Origin of the sequence: Tardibacter chloracetimidivorans, from assembly GCF_001890385.1 — a bacterium.
In the GTDB taxonomy this organism is placed as follows: Bacteria; Pseudomonadota; Alphaproteobacteria; order Sphingomonadales; family Sphingomonadaceae; genus Tardibacter; species Tardibacter chloracetimidivorans.
This window is the reverse complement of record NZ_CP018221.1, coordinates 2,720,270-2,741,731: the sequence shown is the minus strand read 5'-3', so window position 1 is coordinate 2,741,731 and position 21,462 is coordinate 2,720,270. Positions and strand designations below refer to the sequence as shown.

Sequence of the window (21,462 nt, the reverse complement as noted above, 5' to 3'; positions counted from 1 at the left end):
CCTGAGGCAATAGTCGTTTTCAACAAGGAGCCGGAACGGCGGTTCAGCCGCCCTTCAAGGCCCGCCCTTCGAGGAGAGCAGCATGCAGAAGCTGGAAGACCGGATCACGCGGCTGGAAGCGGAATCCCAGATTCGCCAGCTTGTGGCCCGCTATTGCTTTTACATCGACGACCGGCTGATCGACCGTATTCCGACGCTCTTCACTCCGGATGCGGCGTTGCGCTCTGCCGATGGAGTGATGAATGCCTCGGGCGTGGACACGATCATGGCGCAATTCCACGGCCGGTTTGATGTTCTGGGGCCGGGGCATCATTTCATGCACGACGTCCAGATCGACTTTGAAGGCAATGACCAGGCGCGGGGGCGCGTCTCCGGCCATGCCGAACTGTGGCGGCGCGGCCAGATGATGGTGACGGCCATTCGCTATGATGATATCTACAGGAACACCGCAGACGGGTGGAAGATCGCGGATCGCACCATCAACTTTCTCTATTATGTGCCGGTCGCGGAATATCCGGACATTTTGCGGACGCTGGATCGCAACCACGCCTATGACGAGCCGAAGCCGGCGGATTTTCCGGAGCAGCTGCCGAGCTGGACGGAATATGAGAAATCGCGCGGGAGAGCATGATGCACAGTTTCCGCCCCGACATCATCCAGTTCGCCTGGGTCGTGCCCAATCTGGAGGAGGCGGCGCGGCGCTGGCACGCGGCGCTTGGCGTCGGGCCGTTCCTCATCAACCGCAATCTCGCGCTCATCGAGCCCCGGCATCGGGGCAGGCCTTCGGCGACGCGCTTTTCAACGGCCGTCGCCCAGTCGGGGGAGTTTCAGGTAGAACTGATCGAGCAGCATGACGACGGGCCGTCCGTCTATCGCGACACCGTCGCTCCCGGAGCCACCGGCCTGCACCATGTCGCCATCATCGCCGGGGATTTCGACGCAGCGCTTGGCCATTATACCGCCCAGGGCTTTGAAGTCGGGGCCGATGGTCGCTTCGGCGACATGCGCTATGCCTATGTCGATACTTCGCCGGCGCTGGGACACATGGTCGAGATCGTCGAGGACAAGCCCGCCATCCGCGCTTTCTTCAGCGCGGTGCGCAAATCAGCGGAAAAATGGGACGGCGATCCCGCGACCCTGCTTCGCGAGCTGAGTCCCGCAAAAGCCTGACCGCGGGCCGGCGAAGCGCCCCCCGGCCATCATGCGCGGCACGGCCTGCGCGCTCAGTCTTTCGCGCGATCGGCAGCCGCCGTCAAAGACGTGCGGCGTGCCACCTGAGCTGCGTCTCCATGAAGGTGGAGATGAAATAATAGCTGTGGTCGTAACCTTCATGCAGGCCCAGTGTCAGCCCGATCCCCGCCGCGTCGCAGGCGTCGCGCAGCCGGTGCGGCTGAAGCTGTCCGTCAAGAAACTGGTCGGCCGCGCCCTGATCGACCAGAAGCTCCGGCACCCGCGCCCCGTCCTCGATCAGCGCGACGGCATCGTGCCTGCGCCACGCGGCCTTGTCCTCACCGAGATAGCCCGCCAGCGCCTTCTGCCCCCATGGCACCGCGCCGGGCGCGACGATCGGGGAAAAGGCCGACACCGCCCTGAAGCGATCGGGTAAGGTCAGGCCGATCGTCAGCGCGCCATGACCGCCCATCGAATGGCCCATGATCGACTGGCGCGTCATGTCCGCGGGAAAACTCTCGCCGATGATCCCGGGAAGCTCGTCCGTCACATAGCTCCACATCCGGTAATGGCGGGAGAACGGCTCCTGTGTCGCATCGACGTAAAAGCCCGCGCCCAGTCCGAAATCATAAGCGCCCTCGGGGTCGTCGGGCACGCCTTCACCGCGAGGTGAGGTATCCGGTGCGACGAAGATCAGCCCCAGTTCGGCGCAGGCGCTGCGGAACTCGCCTTTCTCCGTCACATTGGCGTGGGTGCAGGTCAGCCCCGACAGATACCAGACCACCGGCAGCCGCGCCCCTTCAGCATGGGGCGGGACATAGACCGAAAAGGTCATATCCGTTCCGGTGGCGGCGGAGGCGTGCCTGTAGACGCCCTGTATGCCGTCATGGCTGCGGTTGGTGGAAATCGTCTCGATCATGCCGGTTCAGCTATCCTTCGGGCAGAGTGCACATTGGGTCCGCGAGTGGCCCGCTCAAAAGACGACGACGCTGCGGATGCTCTCGCCTTTGTGCATCAGGTCGAAGCCCTTGTTGATCTCTTCCAGCGACAGCACATGGGTTATCATCGGGTCGATCTGGATCTTGCCGTTCATGTACCAGTCGACAATTTTGGGCACATCGGTGCGGCCCTTCGCGCCGCCGAAAGCCGTGCCGCGCCAGTTGCGCCCGGTGACAAGCTGGAACGGGCGGGTGCTGATCTCCTTGCCCGCCTCGGCCACGCCGATGATGACGCTGGTGCCCCAACCACGATGGCAGGCTTCCAGAGCGGTACGCATCACTTCGGTGTTGCCGGTGCAGTCGAACGTGAAATCCGCACCGCCATCGGTCAGGTCGAGGATTTTGGCGATGCTCTCCTCGCGCGACAGGCCCTTGGTGTTGAGGAAATCGGTCATGCCGAACTGGCGGCCCCATTCCTCGCGGTCCGGGTTGATGTCGACGCCGATGATCTTCCCCGCGCCGGCGAGCTTCGCGCCCTGGATCACGTTGAGGCCGATGCCGCCGAGGCCGAAGACGACCACATTGTCGCCCACCTGCACCTTGGCGGTGTTGACGACGGCCCCCACGCCGGTCGTGACGCCGCAGCCGATATAGCAGCTAGTCTTGAACGGCGCGTCCTCGCGGATCTTCGCGACCGCGATCTCGGGCAGCACGGTGAAGTTGGAGAAGGTCGAGCAGCCCATGTAATGGAAGATCGCCTGCCCCTTGTAGCTGAACCGGCTGGTGCCGTCGGGCATCACGCCCTTGCCCTGGGTCGCGCGGATGGCGGTGCACAGATTGGTCTTGCCCGACAGGCAGCTTTTGCACTGGCGGCATTCCGGCGTGTAGAGCGGGATCACATGGTCGCCCGGCTTCACACTGGTGACGCCCGGCCCCACTTCGCGCACGATGCCTGCGCCTTCATGGCCGAGGATGCTGGGGAAGATGCCTTCACTGTCGAACCCGTCCAGCGTGTAGGCGTCGGTGTGGCAGATGCCGGTCGCCATGATCTCGACCAGCACCTCGCCCGTCTTCGGGCCTTCAAGATCGACCTCGACAATCTCAAGCGGCTTCTTCGCTTCAAATGCTACCGCCGCGCGCGTTTTCATGGCTCGCTCCGTCACTTTATTGCTGTGCGTGGTGTAACGCAGCCGGGCGGCCGTGATAATGTGCAGTTCGCGAAAAATATTATCCCCTATCCGGGATAATGAATGGTTCCGCGTCGACGCTAGTCGTCCGGGGCGTTTCGCGCGCGCTCCCTTGCGGCGCGTTCCTCCTGCCGGCGAATCTCGCGCCCCCGGTTCCGGTCGGCCTCGTCCTGGCTGGTGGTCACTGCATCCACGCCCGCGCCTGCGGCCTTGACCGGCAAGGTCACGATATCGGCCGCCGTGCGGGCGATGCAACCCGACAAGGCGACGAGAAACAGCAGCGGGACAAGCAATAGAGGCATGGGTCGCGCTCCGCGGCAGGTCAAACGCATAGCCCCCGCTCCGGGGGCATGGAACGGGGGCCGTTGATGCGTTCTTGACGCTCGCGACCGCCGGGTAGAACCGGATAACAGGGGGAAAATTCCGATTGCTTCCCCGACGGCCACTGATGTCTTTTTAACCATCCTTGTCTGACCGCAGGATGAACGAGATTGAAATGTCATCCCCGGCTCGGCGGGCGATGGGGACGCGGATCGCGGTAGCGGAAATTATTGTCGGACACGGGCACGTTGAACCGCTGGTTCGACAGGATCACCGTCGTCCGGTTGTTCTGCGCGTCCAGCACCGTCCAGCCACGCAGGATCAGCCCGGAGGGGCCCGACGGATCGCGGCGGAACGACAGCGTCATGACTCCATATTCGGGGTGCTTCGGGTCCCTGGCCTCCACGTTCAGCCGGTTCGGGTCGGCCGAAGGCAGCACTTTTGCATAGCGCCCGGGATCGCGTTCGGGATCCAGTAGCACGCCGAGCGGCGTGTTCCTGACCGGCCAGCGCGACACCTGGGCCACCTGATAATCCACCATCGTCAGCGTGCGGCCGTCGGATACGACAAGCAGCGGTACTCCGGGCTGATATTGAAACCGTATTTTCCCAGGCCGGGCAAGGGTGAGCTTGCCGGTGAGCGTCTGCCCGTTCTGGCCGGTCTGGGAGAAATCGGCGGTCATCGTCTTCATCGCCTTCAGATGGGCGGAGACGGCGGCGAGTTGCGGCTTGGCGGCGGATTGCGCCAGCGCAGGCGCGTGCGGGAAGACGCCAAGGGGCGCCGCAAACGCGAGCGCCGGTGCAAATGCAAGGATTCCGAAGTGTTTCATGATGTCCGCATATGGAGGGGCCGCATTGAACGGTGACTGAACACTTATCGGCCCGAGGTCAACGTGCTGTCCTCCCGCCACGGCGGCATTACGCCCATCGGGCAAAGGTTCCCGAAAATGGCGCGCTTCCCGGAGATCTGACGATCGCATGTGCGGAATGTCGGTCAAGTCGTTCGTTACCTTGGCGAAAGATTATCCACAGCCCCTTTAAAGATGATACACTGTACCAGTTCGGGGCGGGGTAGTGGCATGAGGATTATGATTAAACTGGTCAGGACAGGATTTCTGGCGGCAGTGATCGCAATGGGCGCACCGCTGGCCACAACGGCGCCTGCTCAGGCGACAAGCCTTTATGACAATCCCAAATATGCCGCCATAATGATAAACCCCGAAACGCACGAAGTTCTCTATTCCCGCCGGGCGGACGTGCCGCGCTATCCGGCTTCCATCACCAAGGTGATGACCCTCTATCTGGCGTTCGAGGCTCTGGAAGCAGACAAGCTCGAGCTGACCGACCGGGTGGTGATCTCGCGCCACGCCGCATCGCAGCCGCCATCCAGGCTTGGCCTGGGCGTAGGCAGCAGCCTGACGGTGGAGCAGGCGATCCGGGTGATCGCGGTCAAGTCGGCCAATGACATCGCCGCCGCGCTTGCCGAAAAGATCGCCGGGAGCGAAACCGCCTTTGCCGCGCAGATGACGGGCAAGGCGCGGTCGCTCGGCATGATGAACACCTATTTCGCCAATGCGTCCGGGCTGCCCAATGCACGCCATCTCACCACCGCGCGCGACATCGCCGTGCTGTCGATGGCCATGCTTCGGGATTACCCGCAATATTACCGCTATTTCGGGCAGCAGCAGTATGTCTATGGCAAGCAGGTGCTGAAGAACCACAACAAGCTGCTGGGCAAGATGCCCGGCGTCGACGGCATCAAGACCGGCTACACCAATGCGGCGGGCTTTACGCTGGCGGCATCGGCCATGCGCGACGGCAAACGGCTGATCGCGGTGGTGCTTGGGGGGCCGTCCACCATGGCCCGGGACCAGAATGTCGCGGCGCTGCTCGATGCGGGGTTCGATGTGCTTAACCGTCGCACCCAGGGCGTCAGGACGACGGTTGCGGCCAACCTCAACGAGCCTGCCGATTTCCGTGTTCCGGGCACCGCGACGGTCACCGAGCAGGGATCGGGCGACGACAGCGTGACCAACGGGACTCGCAGCCCGCGGCGCTGACATCCGGCCATTCGTCAAAACACGGAACGCTTCGTCTTCCCGACGGTTGGAGATTGTGGCGCATGCGGAATGTTCGCAGCGCCGCATTTTTGACTTCAAAGGAGGACTGAATGTCGAGCGAAGGGTTGCACGCTCCCCGTGAACGGCTGAGCAAGGAAACGCTCGCCATGCATCAGGCGATCACATCGCTGATGGAGGAGCTTGAGGCGACCGACTGGTACAGGCAGCGCGCCGACGACTGCGACGATGCGGAACTGAAGGAGATTCTGCTCCACAACATGCGCGAGGAGATCGAGCATGCCGCAATGGCGCTGGAATGGTTGCGCCGCCGCAATCCCGATTTCGACAGGCAGCTTCGAACCTATCTCTTCACCGAAGGCGACATCACGCGCATCGAAGAGGCGCACGACTGACCCCCATAAAAGGATCGGCTAGATCGGGTGGCCGTCGGTGTCGATCAGCACCTCGCGGCGCCCGACATGGTCGGCCTGGCCGACGAGGCCGTCCTTTTCCATCCGCTCGATCAGGCGCGCGGCGTTGTTATAGCCCACGCGAAGCTGCCGCTGGATATAGCTGGTGGACGCCTTCTGGCTTTCCGCCACGATCTGCACGGCGCGCCTGTAGAGCGCGGCCTCGCCGTCCTCCTCACCGCCGGGCATGCCGAGATCGAAGCCGAACTGGCCGGCGTCCTCCGGCTCCTCGGTCACCGCCGAGATATATTCGGGCGCGCCCTGCGAGCGCCAGTGATCGGTGATGCCCTGCACCTCGTCGTCCGAGACGAAGGGGCCATGGACGCGGACGATCTGCTTGCCGCCCGGCATGTAGAGCATGTCGCCCTTGCCGAGGAGCTGCTCGGCCCCCTGTTCGCCAAGGATGGTGCGGCTGTCGATCTTCGACGTCACCTGAAAGCTGATGCGGGTGGGCAGGTTGGCCTTGATGACGCCGGTGATGACGTCCACCGAGGGGCGTTGCGTGGCCATGATCAGGTGGATGCCCGCGGCGCGCGCCTTCTGCGCCAGCCGCTGGATCAGGAACTCCACCTCCTTGCCCGCCGTCATCATCAGATCGGCAAGCTCGTCGACCACCACCACGATCAGCGGCAGCGGTTCATAGTCGAGCGTCTCCTCCTCATAGATCGGCTGGCCGCTTTCGGAATCCCAGCCGGTCTGGACGCGGCGGCCAAGCGGCTGGCCCTTGATCTTCGCCTCGCGCACCTTCTGGTTGAAGGAGGAGAGCGCCCGCACCCCGACCGACGCCATCATCCGGTAGCGGTCCTCCATCTGCTCCACCGCCCATTTGAGCGCGCGGATCGCCTTGGGCGGCTCCGTCACCACCGGCGAAAGCAGATGCGGGATGCCGTCATAGATCGACAGTTCCAGCATCTTCGGGTCGATCATGATCATGCGGCACTGATCGGGGTTGAGCCGGTAGAGCAGCGACAGGATCATCGCGTTGAGGCCGACCGACTTGCCCGAACCGGTCGTACCCGCGATCAGCAGATGGGGCATTGGCGCAAGGTCGGCCACCACCGGATCGCCCGCGATGTTCTTGCCCAGCACCAGCGGCAGGGTCGCGCTGGTATCCTCGAATGCGTCGGAAGCGATGAGTTCGGAAAGCGAGACCGATTCCCGGCGCTGGTTCGGCAGTTCGATGCCGATGACGTTGCGGCCCGGCACCACCGCGACGCGGGCCGACATCGCGCTCATCGAACGGGCGATGTCGTCGGCCAGGCCGATGACGCGGCTTGCCTTGATCCCGGCCGCGGGCTCAAGCTCGTACATGGTGACGACCGGCCCGGGGCGGACCTCGACGATCTCTCCCTTGACTCCGAAATCCTCCAGCACCGATTCTAACAGGCGCGCATTCTGCTCCAGCGCGGCGGCGTCGATCTTGACGGCCCCGGCCTTCGGCGGCGGAGTCAGCAGGTCGAGCATCGGGAGCTGATAAGCGTCGCCGAGATCGAGCGAGGTCTGGCGCTCGCGCTGCGCACGGCGGCCGGCGGCGGCCGGAGCGGCGGCGCGCTCCACGATCTTCTTCGTCGGAGCGGCAGCGGTCGCAGCGGACACGGGTCGCGGCGCATCGACGCGGCGGGGTGCGGGCTGGTCCTCGACATCCTCGCAGTCCGGGATTTCGGGGCCGGTCCTGTGCCAGACGCGGCCGATGAGGCGGCCCCAATCCTCCGCGTCCACGCCGAGGCCCCACAGCCACAGCCCGATCGCGGCCAGCCCGAACAGCGCGACGACCACATTGGCGATCACCGGGGCGGCGGTCGGGCCAAGCGGCGAAAGCGCCCATGCCGTCGTCCATCCGCCGAGAAGGCCGGTGAGGCCGCCCGGCTGCGACGGCAGAAAGGTCACCGGGCGCGGCCAGGCCACGCCGAGCGCAATCGCCGCGCACAGGATCGCGCCGCCCGTCGCCAGCAGATAGCGCCGCCACCGGTCGATCCCGAGGCCGCGCGCAAGCCGCACGCCCAGGGACGCGATCACGGGCACGATTAGCACCGCGCCCAGGCCGAAAAGCTGGAAGAGCAGGTTTGCGACCCATGCGCCCGGAGCGCCCATCCAGTTCTGGGGCGCAGCGCCGGTCACGGTGTCGAAGGAAGGGTCGGCCTCGTGATAGCTGAGCAGCGCCGCGGCCAGTGCAAGCGCGATCAGGCAGAGCGCCGCCGCTGCCGCCATGACGCCGCTCGTCACGAAAAAAGCCCTTATTCGCTCCCCGAAGGAAGGCGCGTGAGCCGCGCTGGTGCTGCGGGCCATCGCTCGATTCCCCTTTCGTTCCGCTCTGCCCCTGAATCGCTCGCATGGGCTTCCGGGTCAAGCGTTGATGCCAATCGCGCGCTCGCAGTCTGCCGCAAAGGGCGTTAAGAAGGGGCGATGGAACAAGCCGATGTCATCATTCTGGGCGGCGGGCTGGTGGGCCTCACGCTGGCGCTGGCGCTGGACGCGCACGGGCTGTCCAGCCATGTTATCGACACCGCCGATCTGAAAAACTCGGTCGCGCCGTCCTTTGACGGACGGGTGTCGGCCATCTCCTCCTCAAGCATGAAGATGATGGATGCGATCGGCATCGGCGCGCGCCTGCGCCCGCACGGCTGCCCGATAGCGCGCATCAGCGTGACCGAGGGTCTGTCGCATTCCGCGCTGCTGTTCGACTCGACCGAGGGCGGCGCGGGTGATCCGCTGGGCCATATGGTGGAAAACCGGCTGTTGCGGCTTGCGCTGCTGGATGCCGTCGCCGGAGCGGGCAATGTGAAGCTGAACGCGCCCGCCCGGGCGGTGCGGCTGGATCGCGGCCCCACCCGCGTGGAGGTGGAGCTGGACAGCGGCCGCCTGCTCCGCGCGCCGTTGGTGATCGTAGCCGAAGGCCGCAATTCGCCGACACGGCAGGCGGCGGGGATCAAGGTCGCGCAATGGCGCTATGATCATGGCGCGGTGGTGACGGTGATCGACCATGCAAAGCCGCACGGCAACACCGCGCATGAAATGTTCTACCAGACCGGGCCGTTCGCCATCCTGCCGATGAACGGGCCTGATGGATCGGGCACGCGATCGGCGATCGTGTGGACCGTCGCACGCGATCTTGCGCCTGCCGGGTGTGCACTCCCTGCGCGTGCGCTTGCCGCCGAGATCGAAAAGCGCATGGGCGGCCTGCTGGGCGAGGTGCGGATGGCGGCTCCGGCGTGGAGCTATCCGCTGGGCTTCCATCACGCAGCGCGGATCGTGACGGATCGGCTGGCGCTGGTTGGCGACGCCGCGCATGGCATCCATCCCATCGCCGGGCAGGGCCTGAACCTGGGCTTCAGGGATGTGGCTGCACTGACGGAAGTGCTTGCGGACGGCGCGCGGCTGGGGCTGGACCTTGGCGATCCGCATCTGCTGGCGCGCTATCAGCGCTGGCGGGGGCTGGACACGATGATGGTGGCGGGGATGACCGACGTGCTGACCCGGCTGTTCGGCCTGCCCGGCAGGACGATGCGCACGGTGCGCGCCATCGGGCTGGCGGCGGTCGACCGGCTGCCGCCCCTGAAGCGCAGGTTCATGGCGGAAGCGCGGGGCGAGACCGGGGAACTGCCGAAGCTTCTGACCGGAGAGCTGGCCTGAGCGCTTCGGCGGCGGTTCGGCCTATGCCTCGCCTTCGCCAAGCGGACGCGCTTCATCCGGCAACATCACGGGAATGCCGTCGCGGATCGAATAGGCGAGCCCCGCCTGTTTCGAGATCAGTTCGTTGCGCTCGCGGTCGTAGATCAGCGGGCCGCGCGTGAGCGGGCACACCAGTATCTCCAGCAGCTTCGGGTCCAGCGCCGCCGAAGAAGCGTTCGTCATTGCAGTGTTTCCTTCATTTCGGGATCGGCGGGGCCGGTTGCGAACTGCATGATCTGGAGCAGCAGCTCCGCCCTGGCGGCAAGATCTTCAGCCTCGAACAGCGCCTGCTTTTCCGCCGCCGCAAAGGGGCAGGCGCAGGCCAGCGTGTTGACCAGCGCCTCATCGTCGCTGTCGACCACCGCCTCCCAGTCGGCGGAAAGGCCGGACCGCTCAAGATAGCTCGTCAGTTCCGATTCGATCGCGGCGCGCATGGCGGGCATCAGCGGCTCGGCGGTGATCTGGTCGGCGGGGAAGACCGCATAGTCGACCTCCACCTGGCGATAGGGCGTCGCCACCTCCAGCTCGCGGGCGATGCGGAAGCGCGAAACGCCTTCAAGCGAAATGAGAAAGCGCCCGTCGTTCGTCTCGGTGCACTGGCTGATCCGTCCCAGCCCGCCGATCTCGAACAATGGCGGCCCCTTCACCGGATGCGACTCGCCATGCTCGCGCGGCTGGACCATGCCGATCACCCGATCGCCCGCCATCGCATCGCGAATCATCGTCCGATAGCGCGGCTCGAATATGTGCAGCGGCAGGCGCCCGCGCGGATAGACCAGGGCTCCCGAGAGCGGGAACACGGGGATCCGGGAGGGAAGGTCCAGGCCCTTCATTGAAGCTGCTCCTTTGTCAGGAGAACAGGATAGCAGACAGCTTGCGCCTTTGTCCCAGCGTCCATGGATCATCGAGCCCGACCGCCTCGAACAGCTTCAGCAGCCGGTCGCGCGCCGCCCCCTCGTTCCATGCGCGGTCGCGCCGGATGATCTCGAGCAGCGCATCGGCCGCGGCGTCGCGGTCGCCGCGCGCCACATGTCCGGCGGCAAGGGCAAAACGCTTTTCATGGTCGTCCGGGCTGGCGGCGACTTCGGCCAGCAGCGCGTCGAAATCGTCGACGGGTGCTGCGTCCTTTGCAAGCGCGATCCCCGCTTTTGCCTTGGCGATCGCCGGGTCGCCGGCCTTGTCTTCGGGAAGGCCTGCAAGCGCCGCCTCGGCCTCGTCCGTCCGCCCAAGCGCGAGCAGCGCCTGGGCCAGCCCGGCAACGGCGGCGGGATTGTCGGGCGCGATTTCGACGATCTGCCTGAAAATGCCTTCGGCCCGCGCCGCGTCGCCCGAGCCGAGCACTTCATTGCCCATCTGGATCAGCGGCTCGATATCGGCCGCCTGATCGCCGGCAGCCTCGGGCACCGGAAGCTGCTTCAATAGCTGCTCCAGATAATGCCGCAGCTCGCGTTCGGTGCGCGCCGGGGTCAGGTCATAGACCGGCTGACCCTGAAAAATAGCATAGACGGTGGGGATGGACTGCACGCGAAACTGCGCAGCGATGGTGCGGTTTTCATCGACGTTGATCTTGGCGAGCTTCACCCTGGGCGCAAATTCGGCCGTCACCTTTTCAAGCACGGGGGCCAGGGCCTTGCACGGGCCGCACCATTCCGCCCAGAAATCGAGGATGACGAGCGCATCCATCGACGGATCGATCACGTCGCGCTTGAACGCCTCGATCGCCTCGCGTTCTCCGCCGCCCAATGCAGCGCCCGGCCCAAGTGATGCCACTGATCGTCCCCTTAGCTAGATGACGTGCCTTATGTGGTTTTCCGACGCCGCCTGCCAAGGGGTGATTGCCGCTTGCAACCGGGGCGGACCCATGATAGCTGCGCCCACCTTACCTGCCGGGGCAACCCCCGGCCAGCGCCAGAGCGGGCGTAGCTCAGGGGTAGAGCACAACCTTGCCAAGGTTGGGGTCGAGGGTTCGAATCCCTTCGCCCGCTCCAGTTTTCCTAGGAAAATCAGCGAATTAGCGCCACGGCGCACCCTCTTTCGCTGGGGACAAAGCCCGCTGCGAAGGCTGTTGTCTCCACATTGTCTCCAGAAAATCGGCAAAGATTGAGTGGTTCTGGCGTCGCGTGGCGAATATCGCGATGGACCTCGCCTTCCCTGACTGAGTCATCCGGTGCTTCCCTTCGGGACCGGCGCTCTATCTCCGCTGCGCTCCGACCGAACCCCTGACGGGTTTCGGCGCATCCGCGTGACGATCGCCTAGCGGACGGCGTGAACACGCCAAATAATGGCCGGTGCCTACCTGGTGGCGCCGTGAACGGCACGGTGCTTGGGGCGCTGCCCCCGGCGCCCTTCGGATCGGCTTCCGCCCAGCTTCCTCCGCGCTGCGCGCTCCGTGCAGCCGGTTCCCCGCGAAGCCGCCCCTCCGGTTGCACCCCCGGTCTCGCCGACGGGCAGGGTTTCAGCGCGGCGCTTCCCGCTGCGCGGAAACCCAAGGAGTAGGGATAATGACCGATACCATCGAAACCGGGATGACCGAACAGCCCGAACAGGACAGCCGCATCATCCATGTGCCGCTGAACAAGCTCAAGAAGTCGCCCAGCAACGCCCGCAAGGTGCCGCACAGCGAGGCCACAATCGAAGCGCTGGCTGCATCCATCACGCACAAGGGACTGATACAGAACCTCGTCGTGGAGCCCGAGGTGAAGGGCGACAAGCCCACCGGCGCCTATCTCGTCACCGCTGGCGAGGGCCGCAGGCTGGCCTATCTGCTGCGCGCCAAGCGCAAGGAGATCAGGAAGAACCATCTTATCCGCTGCTGGCTCGACACCGAGAACGACCCGTCCGAAGTCTCGCTGGACGAGAACGTCACCCGCGAGAACATGCACCCCGCCGACCAGTTCGAGCGGTTCCATGAGCTTTCCCGCGACAAGGGATGGGGCGCGGAGGAAATCGGCGCGCGGTTCGGCGTCTCCCCCGAAATCGTCAAGCGGCGGCTGCGGCTCGGTGCGGTCAGCCCGAAGCTGATGGATATCTACCGGCAGGACGGGATCACGCTCGACCAGTTGGCGGCGTTCGCCATCACCGACGATCATGCCCGGCAGGAGCAGGTGTTCGACAATCTGTCGTGGAACAAGGAGCCGTGGATCATCCGGCGTGACCTCACCGCCAGCAATGTTCCGGCCGACGACCGGCGGGCGGTGTTCATCGGCACAGACGCCTATGTCGAGGCGGGCGGCACGATCATCCGCGACCTGTTCACCGAGGATGACGGCGGTTTCTTCGAGGATGCGGGCTTGCTCGACATGCTCGTCACCGAGAAGCTGCGCGAGATCGCCAGTGGCATTCTGGCCGAGGGCTGGAAATGGGCCGAGGCGAGCATCGACTTTCCCCATGGCCATGGGATGCGGCGTCATTATCCGCGGCCCGTCGCCTTGACGGATGAGGACGAGGCGTGGTTTTCGGAAGCAGCAGAGGCGCATGACGCCCTCATCGAAGGCTATGACTCCTACGAAGACATGCCCGACGAGGTGGCCGCAAAGGCGCAGGCCTTGAGCGACGAGATCGACGCGATCAGCGCCAAGCGTTTGGCCTACGACCCTGCGATCATCGCGCGTGGCGGCGTGTTCGTCTCGCTCGGTTCCGATGGCAATGCGAAGATCGAGCGCGGTTATGTGCGGGCCGAGGATGAACCGCAGCCGGAAGCGGAGGATGAGAGCGACGGTATCGAGCCCGAAGACGGCGAAGCCGTTGGGAACGAGGATGCGGACGAGGAAGACGTGGAGGATGCCGATGCGGCCAAGCCCATTTCCGATACGCTCATTCGTGACCTCACCGCCCAACGGACAATGGCCCTGCGTCTGGCCCTTGGCGAGCAGCCCGGCGTGGCGATGATCGCGCTCACCCATGCGCTGGTGCTGGACCTGTTCTATCATGGGTTCGGCAAGTCCTGCCTCGAAATCACTGCCAAGAGCGAGGAACTTGGCAGCCACGCCGAGGGCATCGCGGACGGCAAGGCGGGCGAGGCGCTGGCCGCACGGCACGACCAATGGGGCGCGCAGCTTCCAAGCGAAGCGGCGGACCTGTGGCCCTTCCTCGCCGGACTGGACGCCGACAGCCGCACCGAGCTTCTGGCGCATTGCGTGTCGCTCACCGTCAACGCGGTGAAGGTGCCGTGGGAGCGCTCCACCGGACGCATTGAGGCGGCAGACAAGTTGGGGCGGGCCGTGAGCCTCGACATGACCGCTACTTGGGAGCCGACCGCCCGCAGCTATTTCGGGCGCGTGACCAAGGCGCACATCGCGCAGGCCGTGAGCGAGGCGGTGTCCCCGGAAGCCGCCGAGCGCATCGCAGCGATGAAGAAGGCGGACATGGCCGACGCGGCGGAGCAGCTTGTCGCTGGAACCGAATGGTTGCCTGCCGTGCTGCGGACCATTGAGCCGGAGCCGGAAGGTGATGAGGCGGAGCAGCCCGAAGTCGTGGAAGTGGAGGATGCCTATTCGATTGCAGCCGAATAGGTGATGGGCCGGGGCCGCATCAGCGGTCCCGGCCTTTTCATTCAGACCGAGCCGGATAATTCGCGGCCGCTTGCTTTACATGCTTTGAAGTAACGGGCGATATTGCATCATAGCAAAACCGCAAGACGATTGGATGATCCAGTGAACCACATGGAGAATGGAAAGGAAATCGCCTGCAATGGGGACGCAGACAACAGTCCCCGCACTGTCCGAACGACGAAGCTTGGCGCCCCAATCAACGGTGGTGTCAATTCGCAAACTGGCGACATGATCTTGCTGTTCGATGGCCAACCCGGCGAGAGACATCGACTCGAATTGCCGTTCGACCAAAGTGGGCCAGCTCTTGAAATTCTCGAACGCGCGGCAGGCGCCGCCGCCAAATGGGCGGCTGCACGCGAGGAAGGAGTCGAACAAGGCGGCATCGTGCCGATGGATTTGCGGCCGCGTGATACGGAATTTGTTATGCTCGGCGAGGATGCCGAATCCGGGCGCCCGCTTCTTGTCGTGCGCCTAGCGGGCGGGCATCAATTTTCCTTCTTGCTCGATCAGAAGATCGTTGAGCAGCTTCGCGTTAGAGAGCGGCCCGTCGCTGGCGCATCGGACCATGCCGATCCCTGGGCCACGGTTGCCGAAGACATCGAATGGCTCAGCAAAGAATGGTGCACGCTTTACCAACCTCCGTCGAACGCGGAACTTCGGCGCGGAAGCGCCGCGTTGCGCCGGTTGCTGGTTGAAAATGCGCTCGGCCATGCCTGGCGCAAATTTGGATTCGAAAAGCAGCCCCATGTCTCTGGCCCTGATGTCATGGCGCTATTATCGCACCACGGCACCGAACCTCGCCATGTCGTATCGCTGATAGCAGGTGGCGCCACCCTTGATGGCATCCAGACGTCGATGTTAGGGTTGAGACTCAATCAGAGCCAGAAAGCCACAGCGGCAGCGAGGCTTACGGCTGAGAGGAAGTTTCGTGCAAGCTTGTCGTAGCGAGTAGCGATCCGGCGGAAATCCTTGAGGCGGCAGAACATAGCCTCGACCCGCCAGCGATCTTTGTAGCGGCGTTTGTCATATTGGATCGGGCGCTTGCGGTTGCGGCGGCCGGGGATCACCGGGGTCGTGCCCTGTTCGCGCAGGATGGTCCTAATGCGATTGGCGTCGTAGCCGCGGTCGGCGATCACCCGCTTCATTCCCGCTGTTTCGTTGATGAGCAGGTCGGCGCCCTTCACGTCCGATGTGTTGCCGGGCGTCAGGACGAGACGAAGCGGCCGTCCGAGGACGTCGACAAGGGCGTGGATCTTTGTTGTCCGGCCGCCACGCGAGATCCCAATGGCATTGGCTCGCGCCCCCCCTTTGCCCCACCGGCGCTACGGTGAGCCTTGATGTAGCTGCTATCGATCTGCCCGGTCTCGGCGATCCAGCCTTCTTCGGTCAGTGCAGCCAGGATGCGTGTCCAGATGCCCCGCCGGCTCCACCTGTTCCATCGGTTGTAGACCGTCGTCGCCGGCCCGTATTCGGCGGGGCAATCTGCCCAGCGACCGCCGCACTTGAGCATGTGAACGATGCCGGAGATCACCCGCCGGTCATCAACACGTCGTGCTCCTGGCTGGTTCTTGGGCAAGTGGAGCTCGATTGCTGTCCACGCTTCATCCGATAGCCAGAACAACGAACGCGACATCCCCAAGGCCTCCTCTTCAGCGAAAACGCCTTGAATCAATGAGACCAACGATTTTCAAGAGGCTGATTGAGTTTGGACCCTAGGCCCGCAATCCTTTGGCTTGCAGGCGCGGCAATACCTCATCGCGAAAATAGGGTAGTTCGTCCAAATAGTTAACGAAAGATATGGTGGTGCCGGCATAGCCTGCCTGGCTGACCTTTTCCAGTTGATCGGCAACATGATCGGGATCGCCGACAATCGGATATGCGCCATGCCCGGCTGCAAACCGGGACCGATACATGGTATAAAATTCCGGCGGAAAAGATTTGCTGGTCATGCCCAGGCTGGCCATCAGTTGTTCTGCTGCTGGCCAGTCCGCCTGTTCCTCGACGTAATAATGATGATAATCCTGCGCTTGCGCCACTGTCGGCCGACAAACCACATAGCAATTGGTAAAGACCTCGACATCGCGATCATAATGCCCTTTGGCATGCGCCTTGATCGCGGCGACATCCTTCTGCCCTGTGTCCAGATCACTCATCACGACGAAGCAGACGTCGGCGTTGCGGGCACCGAAATCCCGCCCCAGCGAGGACGCACCAGCGTTAATCGTTGGCGGCAGCGTTCCACCATTAAGCTTGGGTTCGCTAATCACCTGCTTCAATTGGAAATACTTACCATCCCAGTCAAATGGCGTGTCACTGGACCATATACGCCGCAGGATATCGTACCATTCCTGGCCATAGGCGTAGCGATCGGCGGAATCCAAAGGCAAGTGGAGGCCAAGCATGCCATACTCAACGTCGTTCCAGCCACATACGATGTTCAGACCAGCCCGCCCGCCGCCAATCTGATCCATCGTTGCAATCTGTTTGGCGGCGACCAACGGGTGAAAAAATGCGGTGTGGACGGTCGCAAACACTGTGATTTTCCGGGTCGATGCCAGCAGGCCCGTCGCCCATGTGGCCGTTTCCAGAATTTTGTTCTGAAAGCCCGTATCACCGTCGTACCCGCGCCAGCGTGCAATCGGCAGCAGGAACTCGAGCCCCGCTTCATCGGCCATCCGTGCGAGCGCAAGATTGCTTTCCCAGCTTCCGTCCCATCGTTCCGGCACGTTCGTCGCGGCCATGCCGCCAGAGCAGTTGGCGCCGAACAGCCCCAGCTTCAGCCGGCTCTCACTAGACATGCTGTTAGCGGCGCTTCTTGCCGGTGCTGGCGCTTGTGACATGCGGCAATCTCCTCATCTTTGGTTAGGGGTTTACGAAGCCCGACGATCATGTCGTCTGTGCCAGTCCATCATCGACATGGATTGTCTGTCCGGTCACGAAAGCCGCGTCGTCTTTGGCCAGGAATGGAAGGCCTCGACCAGATCGAACGGCTCGGCGGTTCGCTTGATCGTCTGTACGGACCGTATCCCCGCTGCAGCGCCCGACACGACCGCCATCTTTCCTACCGAGCCACTGCCCGACATGAAAATCTCTCCTCTGCCGGCAAGGCACTCCGGTATTAACACTCACGAACAAAGCGGCTTCCGTCCGTCCCAGGCCAAGTCGCTTTCCAGCGCTAGAGCGCCCAATCAGGCGCTATCCGACCCAAGGGAGACGGTCAAGACAATAATGGACACGTTCATTTAAAAATGGTCACCGGACGACCTGAATGGCGGTGACAGCTTTCATTTAGGGTTCTGGTTCGGAACCGCGCCTAAGGCATGGAGAGGAATAGGAGCTATCCACTGAACGCGGGTGTCAGGCAGCTTGTCGCAATGAACTGACTGAAGCGGAGGCTTGCCAGAACCCTGCTCGATAAGGCGTTTTGTTGTTGCGGAATGATCACGACCAGGCGTCCGCCATTCTTGATCGGCGCTCGCATCGTTTCCTAGCGATGTCGCTTGGTCGAAGTCGGGCAAGTGCAGGTCTGGCCAGTTCGGCACCAAAGCCAGATCCATACCGGGTCCTATTTCTCGAGCAGGGAATAAATCGAAACCAGCGCATGTGGCGATTTCGGGCCGGGTGGATTGTGGACGCACTCTCCGGCGCCATCAAAGAGAGATAGCCGCAGATCAGCGTCATGCCGTCAACCGACCGCCCGACAGGGGCGCAGCCATGTCGCGATCCCATCATCATTTGCCGGTGGCGCCCAACTGGCCGCTTGTGATCGACAACCGGCTCGACCTCAGCCACGCCGACTATATCCACCCAGCGCTCGGCGGGTTCGTTACCGAGGCCAGGGGTAAGCTGGAGAACGACCAAAGGGCGTCAGTGTCCGCTGGATGGCGCAAAGCGCCGATCCGATAGAAATGCGTCGATGCAGATGTGGCTAACCGCGAACCGGCTGCTGGTGAATAGGGGGACTGCGACCGGAAAAACGCGGGCGGCATTGCATGGCGCGCCGACGCATATTTACGCGGGAATGCGGCAAATGCGTCACCCTCCGACAGAGGGCCGGCAGTGCATCGGACATGTGCGACAAGCCTGTATCCCTTGCCGAGCAATGCCTGGTCGGGACATCCCGCGCTACCCCACCGCCCCGGAACGCTGGCTGATCATATGGCCTGCCGCTATATAGCCGAACGTCATTGCCGGGCCGAGCGTGCAACCGCCCGCGATATAATCGCCGCCAGTAATGCTCGCCATGTCGTTTCCGACGACATAAAGTCCCGCGATGGCCTGTCCGGCGGCATCAATCACTTGGGCATGTGCGTTCGCTTTGATCCCTGCAAAGGTCCCGATGCACCCGGTGGTCACGCGAATGGCATAGAAAGGGCCGGTGTCGAGCGGACCGACGCACGGATTTGGCCGGTGTTCCGGATCGCCATTGACCATTTCATAGACGGTCGATCCGCGATGGAAAGCCGGGTCTTCGCCCCTGCGCGCAGGCTCGTTGAACGCCGTCACCGTCCGCTCCAGTGCGTCGGCATCGATCCCGGCGTTGTCCGCCAGTTCGCGCACTGTAGCCCCAGTCTTGAGGTACCCGCTCTTTATATAGCCGCGAAGCGGGAAGGGCGCAGGCTTGATTACACCCAGACCATAGCGGCGGATGGCGCGGTGATCGCATATCATCCAGGCCACCGCTTCCGGCTCGCCCGCTGTTGCGGCCAGCAGCCCTATGCCCCAGTCATGATAGGAACGCGCCTCGTTCACAAACCGTTTACCCCGGCGCGTGACGGAAATGACGCCCGGCGCGCCACGGAAGAAGAAGATCGGGCTGGTTTCCAGCACGCCCTCGCCCGCGTTCAGTCGCGTTACCGGTGTCAGCGCAACAGAACAGGCCATGTTCGCGTCGAATACGGCACCGACGTCCTCACCCATGCGGATACCATCCCCCGCATTCCCATCGGGATACGTGCTCCACGTCTCCGCGGCATCTGCTCTGGCAGGAAAGAATGCGGCGCGACGGCGGGAATCATGGGGAAATCCCCCGGTGGCCAGAATGACGCCAGCAGATGCTTCGACCCGTACCGGACCCTGTGGCCGGTCGATGATTGCCCCGATGACACGATCGCCATCACGGATCAGGCTGCGCGCCGGGGCCGATGTCCATAATTCAGTGCCATTGCGAAAGGCGGCCGCCGCCAACCCCGCAACCAGCGCATTTCCGCCGACGAGGCGCAACGTGCGGCCCGCGCGAACCTGGTCGCGGGCGCGTCTTATCAGGTTCTTGAGGACGTAGAGGATCGATCCAGGCTTGCGCGCGGCGGTCATGTATAGGCCGACCTCCAATATGCCGATCTGCATGCCCATGAAGCGGCCCCGGCGCAGCACCGGCCGCAGGCGTTCAATGTCTTTGCCGAGTTCTGCACCATCCCAAATTTCGGGAAATAACACTCGGCTGGTTTCTCCACCCGGAGCCTCACAATGATAGTCGCCATAGCCCATAGCGACCTGAAAGCGCAGGCTGCTGGTGTCCTCGATGAAGTTCAGCATTTCGGGACCATTGGCGATGAAAGCGCCGACGTTGGCCTCGTTGAAGCGATCGCCGGTCTGGTCGCGGAAATAGGTCATTGCCTTGTCCACGCTGTCCTGCCCGCCGTGCCGCGCGGCATGGTAGCTGTTGGGAATCCAGATGCCGCCACCCGACCGCGCCGATGCGCCGCCGAACATGTCTTCCTTTTCGACCATCAGCACTTTGAGACCCGCTTTCGACGCACGCAGTGCGGCGGTCATGGCGCCAGCGCCCGTGCCGACGATCAACAGGTCGCACCTTGTCACCTCCATGAATACCGGCTCCTCTCGTCGCGCTGTGCCGCGCATCGTTCCTGTAGTGGCTTGGCTATATGACGAGTCGCGGCCTTCTTCTTCCAGACAGGCGAACCGGACTTTCACGGACGCGAAATGGCGGGTCATTCTTGACCTTGGGCGAAATCGGAGCAGGGTGACGGCTGTAAAACCAAGGCGCCGTCCCGACGCGGCAGGAGAGGATGATGATCCCGACGATCTGGGAAGGCGATGCCGTTTCGATCAGCGCCAGGATAGGGCTCCTTGGCAGCCGATCGCAATCGCAAATATGTTCGGACTGGAGCGCGATCGCCGCCGGGCCGGCACAAGGCGGCGCACAACTGCGCTGGGCGCATGCGCAACATAGCGCCTTTATCACGTCACGCATGCCCGCGCTGGAACTATGCAATCATGGACGCGGCAGCCGGTCCGCACCATCGCGTTATTATATCTATTCCGGCTCGGAACCATCGCTGCTCCACACGCTGGGCAGCAAAGCCATACGACTGGCAGCCAACGATATGATTTTGCTGCGATCGACCGATCCGATGCGGATGCAGTTCGACCGTGATTATCAAACGCGTATCCTGTTGGTGGATGAAGAGCTGCTTGCTGTCGCCTGTCCTGACTACCCCGCCATCGTCGGTCGCAAACTGGCCTTCCCCTTCGATCTGGAGCAAAATCTGCGGCAGATGTTGCAGTCGGCGGAGCAGGCGTTCCAACAAGGCAAGTTCGACGACAGCGGCGACCTTCTGTCCGCATCGGCGCTGCATCTGCTGCGCTTTGCCAAGCCGACCGATTGCGATGGGCAGACCCGCAGCCCTCAAGGCGACCTGACTTCGCGAGTGCAACGTCTCATAGAGATGAACTACGATGACCCGGATCTCTCCACCGGGACGATTGCCAGGTATTTCGGCGTCAGCAGTCGCTATATCCAGCTTGCGCTAACCGCCGTCGACACAACCCCATCGGACTATATCCAAAAAGTCCGGTTGAAAGCCGCCGCCGGGATGCTGCGGAACGCGTCGCACCTCTCGGTTACCGACATCGCCTTTGCCTGCGGCTTCAACGCATCAGGCTATTTCGCGACCCAGTTTCGCAAAGCCTATGGCATGCCCCCCCGCGCTTACCGATCTGAATCCCGCAAGGGCAGTTATTGATATTGAGCGCGGCTGTCCCGGCATAGAATGGGCAATTGCCACCGGAATATCAGCGGCGGCACCATCCCCTACTTCGAATTTCAATTCCAAATGGATGTCTTTGGGGTCACGA

The 21,462-nt window shown here is 63.4% G+C and carries 21 protein-coding genes and 1 tRNA gene; 10 read left to right on the top strand and 12 right to left on the bottom strand.

All coding sequences use genetic code 11. From position 1 onward, the window contains the following. The first annotated feature begins 82 nt into the window (after positions 1 to 82). Both BSL82_RS14170 and BSL82_RS14165 read left to right on the top strand, forming a co-directional pair. Positions 83 to 631 carry a nuclear transport factor 2 family protein gene (locus BSL82_RS14170; RefSeq protein WP_072597984.1) on the top strand — a complete coding sequence of 183 codons (549 nt, stop codon included), beginning with the start codon at positions 83 to 85 and terminating at the stop codon, positions 629 to 631. Continuing rightward, positions 631 to 1,170, top strand: a complete 540-nt coding sequence (locus BSL82_RS14165; RefSeq protein ID WP_083579226.1) for a VOC family protein — start codon at positions 631 to 633, stop codon at positions 1,168 to 1,170. The genes BSL82_RS14170 and BSL82_RS14165 overlap by 1 nt, the downstream gene beginning before the upstream one ends. 82 nt (positions 1,171 to 1,252) lie before the next feature. Here BSL82_RS14165 and fghA read toward each other — a convergent pair whose 3' ends face one another. The 4 genes from fghA to BSL82_RS14145 form a co-directional block, all read right to left on the bottom strand. Then, on the bottom strand, positions 1,253 to 2,086 hold the full coding sequence (fghA, locus tag BSL82_RS14160) for an S-formylglutathione hydrolase (protein WP_072598801.1): 834 nt from the start codon (positions 2,084 to 2,086) through the stop codon (positions 1,253 to 1,255). Between the two features lie 57 nt (positions 2,087 to 2,143). Continuing rightward, positions 2,144 to 3,256 (bottom strand): S-(hydroxymethyl)glutathione dehydrogenase/class III alcohol dehydrogenase, encoded by a 1,113-nt coding sequence (locus tag BSL82_RS14155; protein ID WP_072597982.1) that lies wholly within the window; start codon positions 3,254 to 3,256, stop codon positions 2,144 to 2,146. A gap of 119 nt (positions 3,257 to 3,375) precedes the next feature. Beyond that, positions 3,376 to 3,597, bottom strand: coding sequence for a hypothetical protein (locus tag BSL82_RS14150; protein ID WP_072597981.1), 222 nt, complete (start codon positions 3,595 to 3,597; stop codon positions 3,376 to 3,378). 197 nt (positions 3,598 to 3,794) lie between these two features. Beyond that, positions 3,795 to 4,445: a LolA family protein gene (locus BSL82_RS14145; protein ID WP_072597980.1), complete on the bottom strand. Its 651-nt coding sequence runs from the start codon at positions 4,443 to 4,445 to the stop codon at positions 3,795 to 3,797. A gap of 249 nt (positions 4,446 to 4,694) precedes the next feature. On the opposite strand from BSL82_RS14145, the gene BSL82_RS14140 reads away from it, so the two are divergent. Next, positions 4,695 to 5,675, top strand: a complete 981-nt coding sequence (locus tag BSL82_RS14140) for a D-alanyl-D-alanine carboxypeptidase family protein (RefSeq protein ID WP_158010911.1) — start codon at positions 4,695 to 4,697, stop codon at positions 5,673 to 5,675. 110 nt (positions 5,676 to 5,785) lie between these two features. Further along, positions 5,786 to 6,088, top strand: a complete 303-nt coding sequence (locus tag BSL82_RS14135; protein ID WP_072597978.1) for a ferritin family protein — start codon at positions 5,786 to 5,788, stop codon at positions 6,086 to 6,088. A gap of 18 nt (positions 6,089 to 6,106) precedes the next feature. Here the strand turns inward: BSL82_RS14135 and BSL82_RS14130 are convergent, their stop codons facing one another. Next, complete coding sequence (locus BSL82_RS14130; RefSeq protein WP_072597977.1) at positions 6,107 to 8,431, bottom strand: FtsK/SpoIIIE family DNA translocase; 2,325 nt, start codon at positions 8,429 to 8,431, stop codon at positions 6,107 to 6,109. Positions 8,432 to 8,548: 117 nt separating this feature from the next. Between BSL82_RS14130 and BSL82_RS14125 the strand changes: the two genes are divergently transcribed. Then, the gene (locus BSL82_RS14125; protein WP_072597976.1) at positions 8,549 to 9,775 is read left to right on the top strand and encodes an FAD-dependent monooxygenase; all 1,227 of its coding nucleotides are present in this window, start codon (positions 8,549 to 8,551) and stop codon (positions 9,773 to 9,775) included. A gap of 21 nt (positions 9,776 to 9,796) precedes the next feature. Here BSL82_RS14125 and BSL82_RS14120 read toward each other — a convergent pair whose 3' ends face one another. Genes BSL82_RS14120 through BSL82_RS14110 form a run of 3 tightly spaced genes read right to left on the bottom strand, consistent with a single transcriptional unit; the run spans position 9,797 to position 11,584 of the window. Then, a complete protein-coding gene (locus tag BSL82_RS14120; protein ID WP_072597975.1) occupies positions 9,797 to 9,997 on the bottom strand; it encodes a Trm112 family protein in 201 nt (66 codons plus the stop codon). After that, the gene (locus BSL82_RS14115) at positions 9,994 to 10,647 is read right to left on the bottom strand and encodes an LON peptidase substrate-binding domain-containing protein (RefSeq protein ID WP_072597974.1); all 654 of its coding nucleotides are present in this window, start codon (positions 10,645 to 10,647) and stop codon (positions 9,994 to 9,996) included. The genes BSL82_RS14120 and BSL82_RS14115 overlap by 4 nt, the downstream gene beginning before the upstream one ends. Positions 10,648 to 10,663: 16 nt before the next feature. Further along, entirely contained in the window at positions 10,664 to 11,584 is a 921-nt protein-coding gene (locus BSL82_RS14110) for a tetratricopeptide repeat protein (RefSeq protein WP_072597973.1), read from the bottom strand. 143 nt (positions 11,585 to 11,727) lie between these two features. Here BSL82_RS14110 and BSL82_RS14105 point away from each other — a divergent pair. From BSL82_RS14105 to BSL82_RS20590, 3 genes are all read left to right on the top strand, one after another. Continuing rightward, a tRNA-Gly gene (locus tag BSL82_RS14105) sits at positions 11,728 to 11,802 on the top strand. A gap of 513 nt (positions 11,803 to 12,315) precedes the next feature. Beyond that, positions 12,316 to 14,325: a ParB/RepB/Spo0J family partition protein gene (locus tag BSL82_RS14100; protein WP_072597972.1), complete on the top strand. Its 2,010-nt coding sequence runs from the start codon at positions 12,316 to 12,318 to the stop codon at positions 14,323 to 14,325. Between the two features lie 267 nt (positions 14,326 to 14,592). Next, complete coding sequence (locus BSL82_RS20590; protein WP_158010909.1) at positions 14,593 to 15,309, top strand: hypothetical protein; 717 nt, start codon at positions 14,593 to 14,595, stop codon at positions 15,307 to 15,309. Here the strand turns inward: BSL82_RS20590 and BSL82_RS20090 are convergent. The 3 genes from BSL82_RS20090 to BSL82_RS20585 form a co-directional block, all read right to left on the bottom strand. Next, positions 15,240 to 15,997 (bottom strand): IS5 family transposase gene (locus BSL82_RS20090; RefSeq protein ID WP_193408578.1). Its coding sequence is split into 2 segments (ribosomal slippage): positions 15,240 to 15,664 and positions 15,664 to 15,997, totalling 759 coding nucleotides; the frame shifts between segments, so codons are not numbered across the junction. The two genes, BSL82_RS20590 and BSL82_RS20090, sit on opposite strands and share 70 nt — an antisense overlap. A gap of 79 nt (positions 15,998 to 16,076) precedes the next feature. After that, positions 16,077 to 17,204: an LLM class flavin-dependent oxidoreductase gene (locus tag BSL82_RS14075; protein ID WP_072597969.1), complete on the bottom strand. Its 1,128-nt coding sequence runs from the start codon at positions 17,202 to 17,204 to the stop codon at positions 16,077 to 16,079. A 93-nt stretch (positions 17,205 to 17,297) separates the two neighbouring features. Next, entirely contained in the window at positions 17,298 to 17,447 is a 150-nt protein-coding gene (locus tag BSL82_RS20585; protein WP_158010907.1) for a hypothetical protein, read from the bottom strand. A 631-nt stretch (positions 17,448 to 18,078) separates the two neighbouring features. On the opposite strand from BSL82_RS20585, the gene BSL82_RS14070 reads away from it, so the two are divergent. Beyond that, a complete protein-coding gene (locus BSL82_RS14070; protein WP_072597968.1) occupies positions 18,079 to 18,270 on the top strand; it encodes an SRPBCC family protein in 192 nt (63 codons plus the stop codon). 219 nt (positions 18,271 to 18,489) lie between these two features. Here BSL82_RS14070 and BSL82_RS14065 read toward each other — a convergent pair whose 3' ends face one another. Continuing rightward, positions 18,490 to 20,190: an FAD-dependent oxidoreductase gene (locus BSL82_RS14065; RefSeq protein WP_072597967.1), complete on the bottom strand. Its 1,701-nt coding sequence runs from the start codon at positions 20,188 to 20,190 to the stop codon at positions 18,490 to 18,492. Between the two features lie 206 nt (positions 20,191 to 20,396). On the opposite strand from BSL82_RS14065, the gene BSL82_RS14060 reads away from it, so the two are divergent. Further along, complete coding sequence (locus tag BSL82_RS14060; RefSeq protein ID WP_072597966.1) at positions 20,397 to 21,350, top strand: helix-turn-helix domain-containing protein; 954 nt, start codon at positions 20,397 to 20,399, stop codon at positions 21,348 to 21,350. Positions 21,351 to 21,462 lie beyond the last annotated feature (112 nt).

Coding starts and splice junctions, on each gene's coding strand:
- BSL82_RS14145 (WP_072597980.1), bottom strand. CDS start 4,445: ATGAAACACTTCGGAATCCTTGCATTTGCACCGGCGCTCGCGTTTGCG.
- BSL82_RS14125 (WP_072597976.1), top strand. CDS start 8,549: ATGGAACAAGCCGATGTCATCATTCTGGGCGGCGGGCTGGTGGGCCTC.
- BSL82_RS14070 (WP_072597968.1), top strand. CDS start 18,079: ATGTCGCGATCCCATCATCATTTGCCGGTGGCGCCCAACTGGCCGCTT.
- BSL82_RS14135 (WP_072597978.1), top strand. CDS start 5,786: ATGTCGAGCGAAGGGTTGCACGCTCCCCGTGAACGGCTGAGCAAGGAA.
- BSL82_RS14150 (WP_072597981.1), bottom strand. CDS start 3,597: ATGCCTCTATTGCTTGTCCCGCTGCTGTTTCTCGTCGCCTTGTCGGGT.
- BSL82_RS14065 (WP_072597967.1), bottom strand. CDS start 20,190: ATGGAGGTGACAAGGTGCGACCTGTTGATCGTCGGCACGGGCGCTGGC.
- BSL82_RS14060 (WP_072597966.1), top strand. CDS start 20,397: ATGATCCCGACGATCTGGGAAGGCGATGCCGTTTCGATCAGCGCCAGG.
- BSL82_RS14155 (WP_072597982.1), bottom strand. CDS start 3,256: ATGAAAACGCGCGCGGCGGTAGCATTTGAAGCGAAGAAGCCGCTTGAG.
- BSL82_RS14170 (WP_072597984.1), top strand. CDS start 83: ATGCAGAAGCTGGAAGACCGGATCACGCGGCTGGAAGCGGAATCCCAG.
- BSL82_RS20590 (WP_158010909.1), top strand. CDS start 14,593: ATGATCTTGCTGTTCGATGGCCAACCCGGCGAGAGACATCGACTCGAA.
- BSL82_RS14130 (WP_072597977.1), bottom strand. CDS start 8,431: ATGGCCCGCAGCACCAGCGCGGCTCACGCGCCTTCCTTCGGGGAGCGA.
- BSL82_RS20585 (WP_158010907.1), bottom strand. CDS start 17,447: ATGTCGGGCAGTGGCTCGGTAGGAAAGATGGCGGTCGTGTCGGGCGCT.
- BSL82_RS14120 (WP_072597975.1), bottom strand. CDS start 9,997: ATGACGAACGCTTCTTCGGCGGCGCTGGACCCGAAGCTGCTGGAGATA.
- BSL82_RS14075 (WP_072597969.1), bottom strand. CDS start 17,204: ATGTCACAAGCGCCAGCACCGGCAAGAAGCGCCGCTAACAGCATGTCT.
- BSL82_RS14140 (WP_158010911.1), top strand. CDS start 4,695: ATGAGGATTATGATTAAACTGGTCAGGACAGGATTTCTGGCGGCAGTG.
- BSL82_RS14165 (WP_083579226.1), top strand. CDS start 631: ATGCACAGTTTCCGCCCCGACATCATCCAGTTCGCCTGGGTCGTGCCC.
- BSL82_RS14100 (WP_072597972.1), top strand. CDS start 12,316: ATGACCGATACCATCGAAACCGGGATGACCGAACAGCCCGAACAGGAC.
- BSL82_RS14115 (WP_072597974.1), bottom strand. CDS start 10,647: ATGAAGGGCCTGGACCTTCCCTCCCGGATCCCCGTGTTCCCGCTCTCG.